Origin of the sequence: Photobacterium sanguinicancri, assembly GCF_024346675.1 — a bacterium.
GTDB lineage: Bacteria > Pseudomonadota > Gammaproteobacteria > Enterobacterales > Vibrionaceae > Photobacterium > Photobacterium sanguinicancri.
Genome location: NZ_AP024850.1, coordinates 975,859 through 991,364, shown reverse-complemented (window position 1 = coordinate 991,364; position 15,506 = coordinate 975,859). Strand labels below are relative to the sequence as shown.

The 15,506-nt window shown below is 42.6% G+C and carries 13 protein-coding genes; 8 read left to right on the top strand and 5 right to left on the bottom strand.

Going from position 1 to position 15,506, the window contains the following annotated elements; genetic code table 11:
* Positions 1-18: 18 nt before the first annotated feature.
* Positions 19-546, top strand: coding sequence for a flavodoxin FldA (fldA, locus tag OCU87_RS04900; RefSeq protein WP_062689887.1), 528 nt, complete (start codon positions 19-21; stop codon positions 544-546).
* 119 nt (positions 547-665) lie between these two features.
* Here fldA and OCU87_RS04895 read toward each other — a convergent pair whose 3' ends face one another.
* Complete coding sequence (locus tag OCU87_RS04895) at positions 666-1,163, bottom strand: DUF4442 domain-containing protein (RefSeq protein ID WP_261857926.1); 498 nt, start codon at positions 1,161-1,163, stop codon at positions 666-668.
* A 277-nt stretch (positions 1,164-1,440) separates the two neighbouring features.
* On the opposite strand from OCU87_RS04895, the gene fur reads away from it, so the two are divergent.
* Complete coding sequence (gene fur, locus OCU87_RS04890; RefSeq protein WP_062689883.1) at positions 1,441-1,887, top strand: ferric iron uptake transcriptional regulator; 447 nt, start codon at positions 1,441-1,443, stop codon at positions 1,885-1,887.
* Between the two features lie 119 nt (positions 1,888-2,006).
* Here fur and glnS read toward each other — a convergent pair whose 3' ends face one another.
* From glnS to nagE, 3 genes are all read right to left on the bottom strand, one after another.
* Positions 2,007-3,668, bottom strand: coding sequence for a glutamine--tRNA ligase (gene glnS / locus OCU87_RS04885; protein ID WP_062689882.1), 1,662 nt, complete (start codon positions 3,666-3,668; stop codon positions 2,007-2,009).
* 141 nt (positions 3,669-3,809) lie between these two features.
* Positions 3,810-3,944 (bottom strand): hypothetical protein, encoded by a 135-nt coding sequence (locus tag OCU87_RS04880; RefSeq protein WP_261857925.1) that lies wholly within the window; start codon positions 3,942-3,944, stop codon positions 3,810-3,812.
* A 124-nt stretch (positions 3,945-4,068) separates the two neighbouring features.
* Positions 4,069-5,559: an N-acetylglucosamine-specific PTS transporter subunit IIBC gene (nagE, locus tag OCU87_RS04875; RefSeq protein WP_062689880.1), complete on the bottom strand. Its 1,491-nt coding sequence runs from the start codon at positions 5,557-5,559 to the stop codon at positions 4,069-4,071.
* Positions 5,560-5,813: 254 nt separating this feature from the next.
* Here nagE and nagB point away from each other — a divergent pair, with 254 nt between their 5' ends.
* The 6 genes from nagB to OCU87_RS04845 all read left to right on the top strand — a co-directional run bounded on the left by nagB (position 5,814) and on the right by OCU87_RS04845 (position 13,957).
* Complete coding sequence (nagB, locus tag OCU87_RS04870) at positions 5,814-6,614, top strand: glucosamine-6-phosphate deaminase (RefSeq protein ID WP_094956957.1); 801 nt, start codon at positions 5,814-5,816, stop codon at positions 6,612-6,614.
* Between the two features lie 13 nt (positions 6,615-6,627).
* A complete protein-coding gene (nagA, locus tag OCU87_RS04865; protein ID WP_094956958.1) occupies positions 6,628-7,764 on the top strand; it encodes an N-acetylglucosamine-6-phosphate deacetylase in 1,137 nt (378 codons plus the stop codon).
* A gap of 3 nt (positions 7,765-7,767) precedes the next feature.
* Positions 7,768-8,982 (top strand): DNA-binding transcriptional regulator NagC, encoded by a 1,215-nt coding sequence (gene nagC, locus OCU87_RS04860; protein WP_062689878.1) that lies wholly within the window; start codon positions 7,768-7,770, stop codon positions 8,980-8,982.
* 177 nt (positions 8,983-9,159) lie between these two features.
* A complete protein-coding gene (locus OCU87_RS04855; protein ID WP_062689876.1) occupies positions 9,160-10,749 on the top strand; it encodes a cation:proton antiporter family protein in 1,590 nt (529 codons plus the stop codon).
* Positions 10,750-11,053: 304 nt separating this feature from the next.
* Positions 11,054-12,724 carry an asparagine synthase B gene (gene asnB, locus OCU87_RS04850; protein ID WP_094958466.1) on the top strand — a complete coding sequence of 557 codons (1,671 nt, stop codon included), beginning with the start codon at positions 11,054-11,056 and terminating at the stop codon, positions 12,722-12,724.
* 327 nt (positions 12,725-13,051) lie between these two features.
* On the top strand, positions 13,052-13,957 hold the full coding sequence (locus OCU87_RS04845; RefSeq protein WP_062689874.1) for an aldo/keto reductase: 906 nt from the start codon (positions 13,052-13,054) through the stop codon (positions 13,955-13,957).
* Positions 13,958-14,043: 86 nt separating this feature from the next.
* Here the strand turns inward: OCU87_RS04845 and OCU87_RS04840 are convergent, their stop codons facing one another.
* Positions 14,044-15,348 carry an inosine/guanosine kinase gene (locus OCU87_RS04840; RefSeq protein WP_062689872.1) on the bottom strand — a complete coding sequence of 435 codons (1,305 nt, stop codon included), beginning with the start codon at positions 15,346-15,348 and terminating at the stop codon, positions 14,044-14,046.
* Between the last annotated feature and the right edge of the window lie 158 nt (positions 15,349-15,506).

The following is a 15,506-nucleotide window of genomic DNA, read 5'->3' as shown; positions in this document are numbered from 1 at the left end:
ATACGGGTAATCTCTACTATGGCGAGCGTTGGACTCTTCTTTGGTAGCGACACAGGTAATACCGAAGCTGTCGCGAAAATGATTCAAAAGCAACTAGGCAAAAACTTAGTTGAAGTTAAAGACATTGCTAAAAGCAGCAAAGAAGACATCGATAATTTTGATCTTCTTCTGTTAGGTATCCCTACTTGGTACTACGGTGAAGCTCAGTGTGATTGGGATGATTTCTTCCCTGAACTAGAAGGCATCGACTTTTCAACCAAGCTTGTTGCTATCTTTGGTTGTGGTGACCAAGAAGATTACGCAGAATACTTCTGCGATGCGATGGGTAGCTTACGTGACATCGTAGAAAGCCGTGGTGCAACAGTTGTTGGTCACTTCTCTACAGAAGGCTTCGAGTTTGAAGCATCTAAAGCCTTAGTTGATGATAATCACTTTGTAGGCCTATGTGTTGACGAAGATCGCCAGCCTGAACTAACTGAAGAACGTGTTCAGAAGTGGGTTGGTCAAATCTATGAAGAAATGTGCCTAGCTGAATTAGCAGACTAATTTATTTCGGCATCAAAAAAACGCGCTTTTAAGCGCGTTTTTTATTGCCTGCTAAAACGTAATGACACATTTAGATACTAGCTTCGATACCGCCTTTATTTGCAGATACGAAAAATCGACTACTGATGTACTTCCTCTGCATTTGTGGAATCTTCACGAAAGTGCGGTTTTTTACGTACATAGAGCACACGTTTCACTGTTGCCACGATATCTCCCTCTGCATTCATCACATTCACAACAAATTCAGGGAAGCATTTATCACCTGTCGCAGTGTGCTGCTTAATCCAACGTACACAATCATCTGATATAACAAACTGTGCACTCAGATCAGAACTGCCTGGTTTTAAAAAGTTAATATCTGCTTGTTTATCCCAAACATAATACTCATTGCCTAAGATTCCCATCAGCATTAATGCATAAATAGGATCCGTCAGTGAAAATATGCTTCCACCATACTGGGTACGATTAGCATTTTTATTCCACCAACGTAATTTAAGCTTTACGTCTACCGCCCGAAAATCATCGCTGATGTGAGTTATGTTAATCCCCGCTCCCCAAAAAGGAGGCCAAAGATTTAATGCATGCCGAACAATATTGGGTTTATAGTATTTATACACAGGCCGATTCCTTTCAACTGGTACGATGAGGCTCAGACACAAAGACTAACAATTTAGTAACAACAAAAAAAGCGAATTTATTTACAGTAAGAATAACTATAACCAACTAAGCATTCACACATACGCATATGACGATTTAAAAAACAGACTAATTATTTGAGGCTGACTAGATTCATCCGCTTTTAAGGTTTATTGTTACCTTATCGTCACTTATAATAAATAAATACGAGAAAGACTACCGCAGACCAACTTTGCGGCTAGCCAATAGGAAACCCAGATGTCAGATAATAACCATGCACTAAAACAAGCAGGTTTGAAGGTTACGCTTCCACGTCTAAAGATTTTAGAAGTGTTACAACAACCAGATTGCCAGCACATTAGTGCTGAAGATTTGTATAAAAAACTAATCGATATTGGTGAAGAGATTGGCCTTGCGACTGTTTACCGCGTCTTAAACCAATTTGATGATGCTGGCATCGTGACACGCCATCACTTCGAAGGCGGCAAGTCTGTTTTTGAATTAGCGACTCAACATCACCATGATCACCTAGTGTGTCTTGATTGTGGCAAAGTAATTGAGTTCTCTGATGATGTAATTGAAGAACGCCAGAAGCAAATTGCTTCAAGCTTTAATGTGAAGTTAACCAACCATAGCCTATACCTCTACGGTCATTGCATGGAAGGTAACTGCGCGGAAGACGAAAGCCTTCACGACCGAAAATAATTTACTGCAGCGACTAAAATTATAAGATTAAGAGCTCAACACTTAATCCACTGCATTAAATTAACGAAAAAAAACCAGCCCGAAGGCTGGTTTTTTTGTTTGTGCATTATAACCAGTGATTAATCACCAATTTTTGCCCAAGTGTCACGTAAACCAACAGTACGGTTAAAGACAAGTTTCTCTGCAGAAGAGTCTTTAATGTCAGCACAGAAGTAACCTGTACGCTCAAACTGGAATGCTTTCTCAGCTTCTGCCGTTTGTAACGATGGTTCAACAAAGCCATTTTGCACTTCTAGCGATTCAGGGTTAATAACCGCAACAAAATCATCAGCAGCAGCCGGGTTTGGCACTGTGAATAAACGATCGTATAAACGGAATTCAGCTGGAAGACCCGCTTCTGCGGATACCCAGTGAATTACACCTTTCACTTTACGGCCATCAGCAGGGTTCACACCCAACGTATCAGCATCGTAAGTACAGAAGATCGTTGTGATGTTACCTTCAGCATCTTTTTCGATACGTTCAGCTTTGATCACATACGCGCCACGTAGACGTACTTCTTTGCCTAAAACTAGACGTTTGTACTTCTTGTTCGCTTCTTCACGGAAGTCATCACGCTCGATGTAAACTTCACGGCTAAATGGCACCTGACGCTCACCCATCTCTGGATTGTTCGGGTGGTTAGCAACCGTTAGTACTTCAGTATCACCAAAGTTTTCGATAACCACTTTAATCGGATCAAGCACTGCCATTGCACGTGGTGCATTGGTGTTTAGATCATCACGAATACAAGACTCAAGCGAGCTCATTTCGATCGTGTTATCTTGCTTAGTAACACCAATACGCTTACAGAATTCACGGATAGATGCAGACGTAAAGCCACGACGACGTAGGCCAGAGATAGTTGGCATACGTGGGTCATCCCAACCTGATACTAATTTATCAGTAACCAATTGGTTTAGCTTACGCTTAGACATTACCGTGTATTCAAGATTCAGGCGGCTGAACTCGTACTGATGCGGTTGACACTCAATTGTGATGTTATCCAAAACCCAATCATATAGACGGCGGTTATCTTGGAATTCTAACGTACAAATTGAGTGCGTAATGCCTTCTAACGCATCCGAAATACAGTGCGTAAAGTCATACATTGGGTAGATGCACCACTTATCACCAGTTTGGTGGTGAGTAGCAAAACGAACACGGTAAAGAACCGGATCGCGCATTACCATAAATGGTGATGCCATATCGATCTTGGCACGAAGACACATCTTGCCTTCTTCAATCTCACCATTTTTCATTTGATCAAACAGTGCAATGTTTTCGTCAACACTACGATCACGGTATGGGCTATGCTTACCTGGCTCAGTTAATGTGCCACGGTATTCGCGCATCTGCTCTGGACTTAGCTCATCAACGTACGCTAAGCCTTTATTAATTAGTTCAACTGCAAACCCGTGTAGCTTATCGAAGTAGTTAGATGAGTAACAAATCTCACCGCTCCACTCGAAGCCTAACCAGTTAACATCGTTCTTAATAGACTCAACGTACTCGATGTCTTCTTTCTCAGGGTTCGTATCATCAAAGCGAAGATTACATTGTCCCTGGTAGTCCTGAGCGATACCGAAGTTCAAACAAATAGATTTAGCATGGCCAATATGCAGGTAGCCGTTCGGCTCCGGCGGGAATCGGGTATGGACGTTTGAATGTTTGCCACTGGCTAAATCCGCATCAATAATTTGGCGGATAAAGTTTGATGGACGAGCTTCAGATTCACTCATCAATTAGACCTCGTGTGCTTACAGGATTTTTGAGTCTTCTATGATCCATAAATATGGCTCACGACTCAACAAATAGTATGCATTGTTTGTTGATATGGATAAAAAAACCCCGCAATAGCGGGGCTAATACAATACATGATTTTACCACAATGCCAATTTAGCACCAATAAACAACATTCCACTCAGGAGTCCACAATGGGATTGAGAACAACCTGCCCCTGAAAAACAAGGGGAAGTCACCGAAATAACTTCTGAACCTTCCATCATCTTTGCCATTATTAAATGCACCATGACAATGAGGGGTACAGAAATCATCTCCTTTAAGCTCTGCTTCTACTTAAAATATCGGCCTCAAATAGAGGCCGATAACAATTAACACTTACTTAGCTGTTTGAAGAGACTAAGGCAGTTTTACTGCAGATAGGTCTTCAGATGCTGGGATTTTTTTCATTTCGCCAGCAACGATTTCAGCTAGTGGGCCAAGGATAACTTGTAGGTTGTTTGAACCTAGTTTAACCACACCCATTGCACCTAGTGCTTTCAATGTTTTTTCGTTCGCAAGGCTACTGTCTTTAAGAGTAAGACGTAGACGTGTGATACAAGCATCGATGTTTTCTAGGTTACCGTGACCGCCAAGCGCTTTAAGGTATTGCTTAGCAAGTTCACCTGTTTCTTTAGAGCCAGTTACACCAGACTCTTCTACATCATCATCTTCACGACCAGGCGTCTTAAGATTGAACTTAACGATAACTGTGCGGAAGATAGTGTAGTAAAGACCGAAGAATACAACGCCCTGTACGATTAGCATGTACCAGTTAACTGCTAGTGGGTTACGAGTAGATAGAACCATATCTACTAAACCTGCAGAGAAACCGAAGCCAGCAATCCACTGCATAGATGCAGCGATGTATACAGATAGACCAGCAAGTGCTGCGTGAACTACGTATAGTGCAGGCGCTAGGAACATGAATGCGAATTCTAGCGGCTCTGTAACACCCGTGAAGAATGATGCGAAACCTGCAGCGATCATGATAGATGCTACTTTTTCTTTATTCTTCGCTTTAGCTGTGTGGTACATCGCAAGTGCAGCACCTGGTAGACCAAACATCATGATTGGGAAGAAACCAGCTTGGTACATACCTGTAACACCTACAGTTGCCGTACCATCAGCGATAGATTTCGCGCCACCAAGGAAGTTAGGAATATCGTTAATGCCCGCTACGTCGAACCAGAATACTGAGTTAAGTGCGTGGTGAAGACCAACAGGAATCAATAGACGGTTGAAGAATGCGTAAAGACCAGCACCTACCTCACCCATACCTTGAATTGTTTCACCGAAGCTTACTAGACCACCGTATACAGCAGGCCAGATATACATCAGAACGAAAGCAATAAAGATACCAGCGAAAGACGTTAGGATAGGAACCAAACGCTTACCAGAGAAGAATGCTAATGCCTTGTGAAGTTCTACAGCAGAGAAACGGTTGTAGATTTCAGCAGAAGTGATACCAACAAGGATACCTACGAATTGGTTATTGATTTTACCAAACGCGGCAGGAACTGCACTTGGGTCAATACCTTGAATTTGTGCAACAGCGCCCGGAGAAAGCAGCGTTGTAACAACTAAGAAGCCAACAAAACCAGAAAGTGCAGCTGCACCGTCTTTATCTTTAGACATGCCGTACGCAACACCAATTGCGAAGAGTACAGACATATTGTCGATAATAGCGGCACCAGCTTTAATCAAAAACGCTGCTAGTGCACTGTTACCGCCCCAGGCTACCGGGTCAATCCAGTAACCAATACCCATTAAGATTGCTGCGGCAGGCAATGTGGCGACTGGCACCATCAATGCTTTACCTACTTTTTGAAAATATCCAAGAATATTCACCCTTAGTTCCCCCTATGGTTTCTTAGATGTAATTTAGATAACTTATTTTGCTATCCGATTTAGTCCTTTGCAGTTTAAGAAATTAATTTCGCCCCGCAAATTAAAAGGTCATCATTTGTGATCTTTATCACCTGCAGAGACAAGATCTAGGCGATTTTGCTAGCTCGATCATAAAACTTATTTTATCATTCGAAACAAAGGCAAGAAGCCGTTAATATTTTTACCGTATTATCAATCTTGAATGAGGTGTCACTGTGAGACTAATCCCGCTTAATAACGCTAAAGATGTAGGTTTGTGGTCAGCACGCCATATCGCTGATTCTATTAACAAATTTCAGCCAACTGCGGAGCGTCCATTTGTTCTTGGTCTGCCAACTGGTGGCACGCCATTAACCACTTACAAGCGTTTAATTGAACTTTATGAAGCCGGCGAAGTAAGTTTCAAGCATGTTGTTACCTTCAACATGGATGAATACATTGGCATTTCAGCGGATCACCCTGAATCATACCGTAGCTTTATGTATGGTAACTTCTTCAATCACATTGATATTCAAGAAGAAAATATCAATCTTCTTAACGGTAATACAGACAACCACGAAGCCGAATGCCAACGTTACGAAGACAAAATTAAGTCTTACGGACGCATCAACCTATTCATGGGTGGCGTGGGTAACGACGGTCACATTGCTTTTAACGAGCCAGCATCGTCACTTTCTTCTCGTACTCGCATCAAAACATTGACCCAAGATACTCGTATTGCTAACTCTCGTTTCTTCGATGGCGATATCGAGCAAGTGCCTAAATACGCACTAACGATTGGTGTAGGTACACTACTTGATTCAGCTGAAATCATGATTCTGGTTACAGGCCACAACAAAGCACAAGCACTACAAGCTGCTGTTGAAGGCTCTGTAAATCACTTGTGGACAGTATCAGCACTGCAACTTCACCCTAAATCACTGATTGTTTGTGATGAAGCTGCAACACAAGAGCTAAAAGTGAAGACAGTAAACTACTTCCAAGAACTTGAAGCTGAAAATATCAAAAACCTTTAATAAGGAACTGTTCATGTACGCGCTTACCAATTGCCGCATTTTTACCGGTAGCGATGTGCTGAATAACCACGCCGTCATCATTGACGGCGTGAACATTCATGCCGTATGCCCTGTTACCGAACTTCCTCAAGATATCAAAACCCTTGATTTAGATGGCGCTGAACTCACGCCAGGTTTTATCGATCTACAACTGAATGGTTGTGGTGGCGTAATGCTTAACGATGAAATCAACGCAGATACTATTCATACCATGCACCTTGCGAACCTGAAATCAGGTTGTACTAGCTTTTTGCCAACACTGATCACCTCATCAGATGCAGACATGAAAGCCGCTATTGCTGCAGAACGTGAATACCAGAGCAAATACAATAACCATTCTTTAGGCTTGCACCTTGAAGGTCCATACCTAAACGTTATGAAGAAAGGCATTCACAGTGTTGATCATATTCGTCGTTCTGATGATGACATGATCCAAACTATCTGTGATAACGCAGATGTCGTAACGAAAGTAACTCTTGCCCCTGAACAAAATTCGCACGAGCACATCGAGCAATTAGTTGAAGCTGGTATTGTTGTTTCAGCGGGCCACACCAATGCTACGTATGTTGAAGCACGCCGAGGCTTTGCATCTGGCATTACTTTTGCCACTCACCTATTCAATGCAATGACCCCTATCGCTGGCCGTGAACCAGGGATGGTAGGTGCCATTTACGATACACCTGAAGTCTATACGGGTATTATTGCTGATGGTTTCCATGTTGATTATGCCAACATCCGTATGGCGCATCGCATGAAAGGTGAGAAGCTCGTACTGGTCACCGATGCAACTGCACCTGCAGGAGCAGACATGGATCACTTTATTTTTGTCGGTAAGAAAGTATATTATCGTGATGGCAAGTGTGTTGATGAAAATGGCACACTTGGCGGCTCGGCACTGACAATGATTGAAGCAGTAGCAAATAGTGTCGAGCATGCAGGTATCGCCCTGGACGAAGCGATTCGTATGGCTACTCTGTATCCTGCACGCGCTATTGGTGTGGATAACAAACTGGGTGCCATCAAAAAAGGCATGGTTGCTAACCTGACTATTTTTGATCGTCAATTCAATGTTCGGGCGACTGTTGTTAACGGTGAATACGAGCAGAACTAAACTATGACAGGCGGACAAATTGGTAATGTAGATCTAGTAAAGCAGCTGAACAGCGCTGCTGTATATAGACTGATCGACTTACAAGGCCCTATTTCACGGATTCAGGTTGCAGACGTAAGTCAACTTGCTCCCGCAAGTGTTACTAAAATTACCCGCCAGTTACTTGAGCGTGGCCTTATAAAAGAGGTCGCGCAACAAGCATCGACAGGTGGTCGACGTGCTATTTCGCTGACAACGGAGTCAGCTGCTTTTCACTCAATTGCTATCCGACTAGGGCGTGATTTAATTGAGTTAACGCTATACGACTTAAGCGGTAAATATATCGCAGGTATGGCGACACAATTCCATTACGAAACCCAAGATGCGCTACTTTCAGGCTTAATGAAGCACATTCATCAGTTTATTGCTGATAATGAAGCTGTTATGAAGGAATTAGTCGCGTTTGGTATCACACTTCCGGGCCTTATCGACCCTGAAAAAGGCATTATTGAATATATGCCTAACATTGAAGTCGATAAATTCCCACTCGCAGGTATCATCACTGAAACCTTTGGTGTTTCTTGTTTTGTCGGTAATGATATTCGCGGACTCGCACTGGCTGAACACTATTTTGGTGCAAGTCGTGACTGTAAAGACTCAATCTTAGTTAGTGTCCATCACGGTACTGGCGCAGGTATTATTGTTAATGGCCAAGTCTTTCTTGGTTTTAATCGTAATGTAGGTGAGATTGGTCATATTCAAATCGACCCACTCGGTGACAAATGCCAATGTGGTAACTTTGGTTGCCTTGAAACAGTCGCATCTGATCCTGCTGTTATTGCCCAAGTACAAAAACTACTCGACCAGGGTTATTCAAGCAGCTTACAAGAGCTTGAAGACATCACCATGCTCGCGATTTGTGAAGCTGCCAATAAAGGCGACGAGCTTGCTAGCCAAGCGTTAATTAAGGTCGGAAATCAGCTGGGTAAAGCACTCGCGATGACCATTAACTTATTTAACCCACAAAAAATTGTCTTAGCCGGGAATATTACTCAAGCTAAAGATGTGGTCTTACCCGCTATCCGTCGCTGCATTGAAACGCAATCACTATCAACTTTCCATAAAGACTTGCCGATAGTGCCATCAGAGCTTGTTTCGCACCCTACCATTGGCGCTTTTTCAATGATTAAACGCGCAATGTTAAATGGTGTGTTATTGCAACGTCTACTGGAAGATTAAGAGTAGCAACAAGTAGAGTGGTTAACGTTTATAAAACCAACCTTAACCACATCGCTACACTAAGACTCTTAATTTGTAACAGTTATTTAAGGGCCATACGTCACCAGACGTATGGCCCTTGTGTTATATTCTCGTGCAATATTTTGCGTTCAAGAGAGAAGGAGCATCACCCCCACCATGGAACTCGTTTTTATTATCACCGCCTTCATTGCTGGTTTTATTGCAATGCAATGCAAACTCCCTCCTCTCGTCGGCTTCCTTGTCGCTGGATTTGGGCTAAGCAGCATGGGAGTGCAAAGCACTGACACTCTCTCCATGCTGGCTGATCTTGGTGTTACCCTACTTCTCTTTACTATCGGCTTAAAGTTAGATGTTAAAACCCTGCTTACCAAAGAAATTTGGGGCGGCGCAACACTCCATAACCTACTATCAACCGGGTTATTTACCCTCGCCTTGCTCGGTTTAAAACAACTCGGTTTAGGCATGCTCGCTGATTTGAGCCTTGCCCATCTAGCACTTCTTGGTTTTTCGCTTTCTTTTTCAAGTACCGTTTTTGCGATTAAAGCCCTGCAAGATAAAGGTGAGTTGAATGCAACCTACGGCACCTTAGCCATTGGTATTCTGGTTATGCAGGATATCTTCGCCGTGCTGTTCTTAACTATATCAACGGGTAAGATCCCTGAAATCACTGCGCTAGGGCTATTTGCACTCCCTTTCTTGCGTCCTCTTATGTTTCGTATTTTGGACAAAGCAGGGCACGGTGAAATGCTGGTGCTGTATTCAATCTTCTTGGCGTTAGTAGCAGGTGCTGGACTCTTTGAACTTGTTGGCTTAAAAGCAGACCTTGGCGCGCTGATTCTAGGTATGATGCTTGCGGCGCATCCGAAAGCTTCGGAGATGTCCAAATCACTCTTCAATCTGAAAGAGCTGCTCCTCGTATGCTTCTTCCTTAATATTGGTTTATCGGAAGCCCCAACTTTAGATGGCGCAATTATGGCTGTCATCTTATTGCTCTTACTACCCATCAAAGGGATTCTGTATTACCTCATTTTCCACCTATTCCGTTACCGTGTACGCACATCGTTACTTGGTACATTAACCCTATTCAACTACAGTGAATTTGGCTTAATTGTGAGTGGTTTAGCTTATAAATTAGGCTGGCTACCAGGTAGCTTCTTGGTCGCGATTGCGATGACCGTCTCTATCTCGTTTTTGATAGCAGCCCCACTCAACAGCATTGGCCATAAACTGTATAACGATACTTCAAAATGGCTTAAAGAATATGATGCAGATCTACTTAACCCAAGCGATAAGCTGATTGATTTTGGCCAAGCAAGGGTACTCATTTTAGGTATGGGCCGTATCGGTAGTGGTGCTTATGACGAATTAGTAGAACGTTATGGTAATAAAGTCATTGGCATTGAAACACGAGAGGAGTCAGTTGATGATCACCTTCTTGTGGGTCGCAACGTTTTACATGGCGATGCCACTGACCCTGACTTTTGGGCGCGGGTGATCGGCAGCCATCAGATCTCGTTAGTCTTACTTGCCATGCCAAACAGCCACGCTAACAGTTTTGCGATGGAGCAAATCAATACGCTGAACTACAAAGGAAAAGTTGCTGCTATTGCAAAATATGCCGATGAGATGGAAGAATTAGAAAATTTAGGCATTGACGCAGCCTTCAATATTTATCACGAAGCAGGCCGCGGTTTTGCTCGCCATGTATACGAAGAGCTTGATATCGATCTTAAGCAACGCACATAGACTCTATGTTCGAATAATGCATATTTTCACACGGTTGCTTCGGCAACCGTTTTTTTTGCTCAAAAAAACACTCGATATAGATATAATTCACTTAAAAGCAAAATAAATGAATATTATTCAGTCAGGGTGTTTTTCTTTAATTGATCTAGAGTTTTTCATTGCATTTAGTTACTGAATACGCAATTTTAAAAAACAAGTAAGGGAAAAGTGACGTATCCGTTAAATTTGGTACTGAGCCATTAGCCAAATAAGGCAACCCGAAGAAATTATCAAGAATTGCAATAGTTTAGGTTGGAGTGGAAGTATGTGTTCAGTATTTGGTATCTTAGACATTAAAGGTGATGCAAGCGCATTACGTACAACGGCATTAGAAATGTCTAAAAAAATGCGCCATCGTGGACCAGATTGGTCTGGTATTTATGCATCTGACAAAGCAATTTTAGTGCACGAGCGCTTGGCAATTGTCGACTTAAACAGCGGCGAACAACCACTTTATAACCAAGAAAAAACACATGCGTTAGCGGTTAACGGTGAAATCTATAACCACAAAGAATTGCGTGCTGAATTTGCACCCGACTACCCTTTTCAAACTGAATCTGACTGTGAAATCATTCTGGCGCTATACAAAGAAAAAGGCCCAGAACTACTGGATTATCTAAACGGTATTTTTGGTTTTATTCTTTACGATGAGCAAGAAGACGCTTACCTAATCGGCCGAGATCATATTGGTATTATCCCGCTTTATCACGGCCATGATGAACACGGTAACTATTACATTGCATCTGAAATGAAAGCGTTAGTACCGGTTTGTAAAACGATTAGTGAATTCCCTCCGGGTCACTTCCTATGGAGCAAGCAAGGAGAGCCAGTACGCTATTACAAACGTGATTGGATGGAGTTTGATGCTGTCGCTGATGCAAAAACCGATAAAGTCGCACTGAAGGATGCACTTGAAAGTGCAGTTAAACGCCAACTAATGACAGATGTACCTTATGGCGTATTACTTTCTGGTGGCCTAGACTCATCTGTTATCTCAGCAATTACGAAAAAATTCGCGGCTAAACGAATTGAAGATGATGAACAATCACAAGCTTGGTGGCCAACCTTACACTCCTTCGCAATTGGTCTTGAAGATGCGCCTGATTTAAAAGCAGCAAAAGTAGTCGCTGACGCCATCGGAACAGTACACCATGAGTTAACCTACACCGTACAGGAAGGCTTAGACGCTATCCGTGATGTGATTTACCACATTGAAACCTACGATGTAACCACCATTCGTGCATCTACCCCTATGTTCCTTATGTCGCGTAAAATCCGCGCTATGGGTATCAAAATGGTACTTTCTGGCGAAGGTGCAGATGAAGTCTTTGGTGGCTACCTGTACTTCCACAAAGCACCCAACGCACAAGAGTTCCATGAAGAGACAGTACGTAAACTACTCGCTCTGAATATGTTTGACTGTGCTCGCGCCAACAAATCAATGGCGGCATGGGGGATTGAAGCGCGTGTACCATTCCTTGATAAAGAATTCTTGGAAGTAGCAATGCGTGTTAACCCACAAGACAAAATGTGCGGTAACGGTAAGATGGAAAAACACATTCTTCGCGAATGTTTTGAAGATTACCTACCAGAATCAGTCGCATGGCGTCAGAAAGAGCAATTCTCAGATGGCGTGGGCTATAGCTGGATTGACTCGCTGCGTGATGTAGCAGAAGCAAAAATATCTGATCAGCAACTCGAAACTGCGAAATTCCGCTTCCCGTACAACACACCAATGACTAAAGAAGCGTATGTATACCGTGAAATATTTGAAGAGTTATTCCCGTTAGAAAGCGCGGCGAAATGTGTACCGGGTGGTCCATCAATTGCTTGTTCAAGCGCTAAAGCCATTGAGTGGGATGAAAGTTTTAAAAACAGTGCGGACCCTTCAGGCCGTGCAGTGGCAGCAATCCACAACGAAGCATACAAAAAATAGTATTCCTATTTCCCCCACAATTCCTAGTGATCAAGCGCAGCCCTCGGGTTGCGTTTTTTCGTTATTACGACTGCCACTTGATTGCAACTTAACGCACAAAGACTGAGAATTTATGTTGTAAATTTACCTCGTTTTTTATAAAAACGCTAACCAGCCCACAGAACCCTTTCATGTTATCCCCTAGTCTGACTGCAATAAGCTTTACATATTCAGCCAAATACTAAGTAATTTCACGTATTAAATAATTATCACGTCTAGTTAATACTTATTCAATTGGCTAGGAAAGTTAAAATTTTTCATCAATTACAACTAGTAGATAAACACGACATGAAACGAATCAAGACAGAAGCAAACGGCCCTGAATTTTCTCAATTCATTGCGGGTTATTGGCGTTTAATGGATTGGAACATGACACCACAAGAGCGTCTAACCTTCCTAAAGCAGCACCTAGAGTTAGGCATCACAACCTGCGATCATGCCGACATCTATGGCAACTATGAGTGTGAATCAGCTTTTGGGGAGGCATTAAAGCTCGAACCAAGTTTACGCGATAGCATCGAGCTAGTGAGTAAATGTGGTATTCGCTTACCAAGTTCGCCATCAAATGATGTAACCCTTCCACACTACAACACCACTACAGACTATATTGTCGCGCAGGCTGAGCAATCACTAAAAAACCTACGAACTGATCACCTTGATTTATTGCTGGTACACCGCCCCGATCCATTAATGAATGTGGATGATATAGCTGAAGCATTTAACCTATTAAAACAAGATGGCAAAGTAAAACATGTAGGGGTATCGAACTTCACTACCAGCCAATTTGATTTATTACAGTCACGTCTAGATTACCCGTTAGCAACTAACCAACTAGAAATTTCCCCTGTAAACATGACGACCCTTCACGATGGTTCATTAGACCAAATGCAGCAACACCGCATTGCCCCTATGGCATGGTCATGCCTTGGTGGCGGTAGTTTGTTCAGTGGGCAAGATGAAAAATCTAAGCGCTTACGGGCAGAACTTGAAAGCATTGCCGCTCAAGTAGGGGCTGACGGTATCGACCAAATTGTGTATGCATGGATACTAGCATTACCATCAAATCCGTTACCTATCATTGGTAGTGGTAAAATTGAACGTGTTCGCCAAGCACTACGCAGTGCTGATATTACATTGACTCGCCAACAATGGTTCCGTATTTGGGTTGCATCAAATGGCCATAATGTGCCTTAAAAAGATTGGCTGCTGAGTTATCGCCACGATCAAAAAAACCAGCATAAATGCTGGTTTTTTTATTGGTCATCGTTATCAGCGAGTGATTAACGTTCCCAGTATGCTTCTTCTAGGCTGTCTTCACGCTCTGGCAAACCACGAGATAAACGTGGTGAGTGCTGCGCAAGTACTTCATAACTAACACGGTTAGAGTACAGACAAACTTGAGAGAACGATGAATAAGTCAAGAAGCTATGCTGGTGCTTACTTGAATTCGGGACGTTCTCTTTATGGTAACGGTTTGCTGACATATCATGCAGTAATGCAGACAAGGCGCCATCACCCGCACCATTGGTATTCTTAATGCGCTCAGGGCCACCCATGTATGGTGAGATGTGAGAGTACGCCTTGATCGGCTCTTCACAAGCATCTTTCAACATAGGACGACTAAATTCGTAGCGGTTAAACTCTGCGATTTCACCAGGTAACAATGGCAAGCTTGTTGTGCGCTTAGCACTGTCTTCCGTGTAACCTGCTGTGTATAAACCAATAGGGCCAGCAGTACATAAAACCAGATCTACCCACTCTAGCGTTTGGTCTGCTGCAACCAATGGATCAGATTCACCAGTTAGTGCTTCTGCTTCATCTTCATTCATTGCTACAACCGTCACGTGATCACGTAGGAAATCACGCCACCATTGTGGATCATCTTGAATAACGAACTTAGTACCCAGCGTTAATACCACTGGCACATCGTATTTTTTCGCATAATCAATTGCTCGCATTGTTGCCGCTGGCATTGGGTCGCCATCTTTACAACGAACAAGATATGCTGTTAATACAAGTGCAGATGCATTTTTGAATACAGATTCAGGAATGCTATCAGGGCTTAGTTGGTTCATGTGGCCTTCATTAATCGCAAAGGTACGCTCACCTTCTGCCGAAATTAACGCAAAGCAACGACCAATAGGGCCATGTACAGGCTGTAAGTAATTCATATCCATACGGCTTGATGTATTACACAAGTAACGATATGCGTAGCTACCTACTTCAATATCTTTACTCATTACACCTAGCAGTACCGATTTATCATCAGCCAATACTGAATAGTTGTGTAGCGTGTTACCAATGGTACCGCCGGCAAACTCATGGCTAATTAAGTTCTGTTCTTTTAGTTCTTGATATAAAGCTTCTGCTTTTTCATCAGAGATCACTAAAGAATGACCTTTGCTTAGCTCATAACGTTCAAGAAAAGCATCATCTACACATGCTTCAATATCAACCAAAGTTTGATCGATACCAACAACATGGGTACGAGTTAGACGTTTTTCTTGCTTAGTTTGACTCAGAAGTGGATCACGAGCATGCACTGGAAAGTAATGCTTCGATTTACGTTGGCCTGGAAATTTCATCTGAATGAGCTATCTGTCTAGTGAACTTTTTGCGAATTCTATCACATTATCGTGAACATAAAAGAAAGCCGATCATTCTTTTTGAGAGGCCGATCCTTTTCCTGTAACACAATAATGCCATTTTATACGCCTGAATATGTTAGGCGTCGTTAACCATC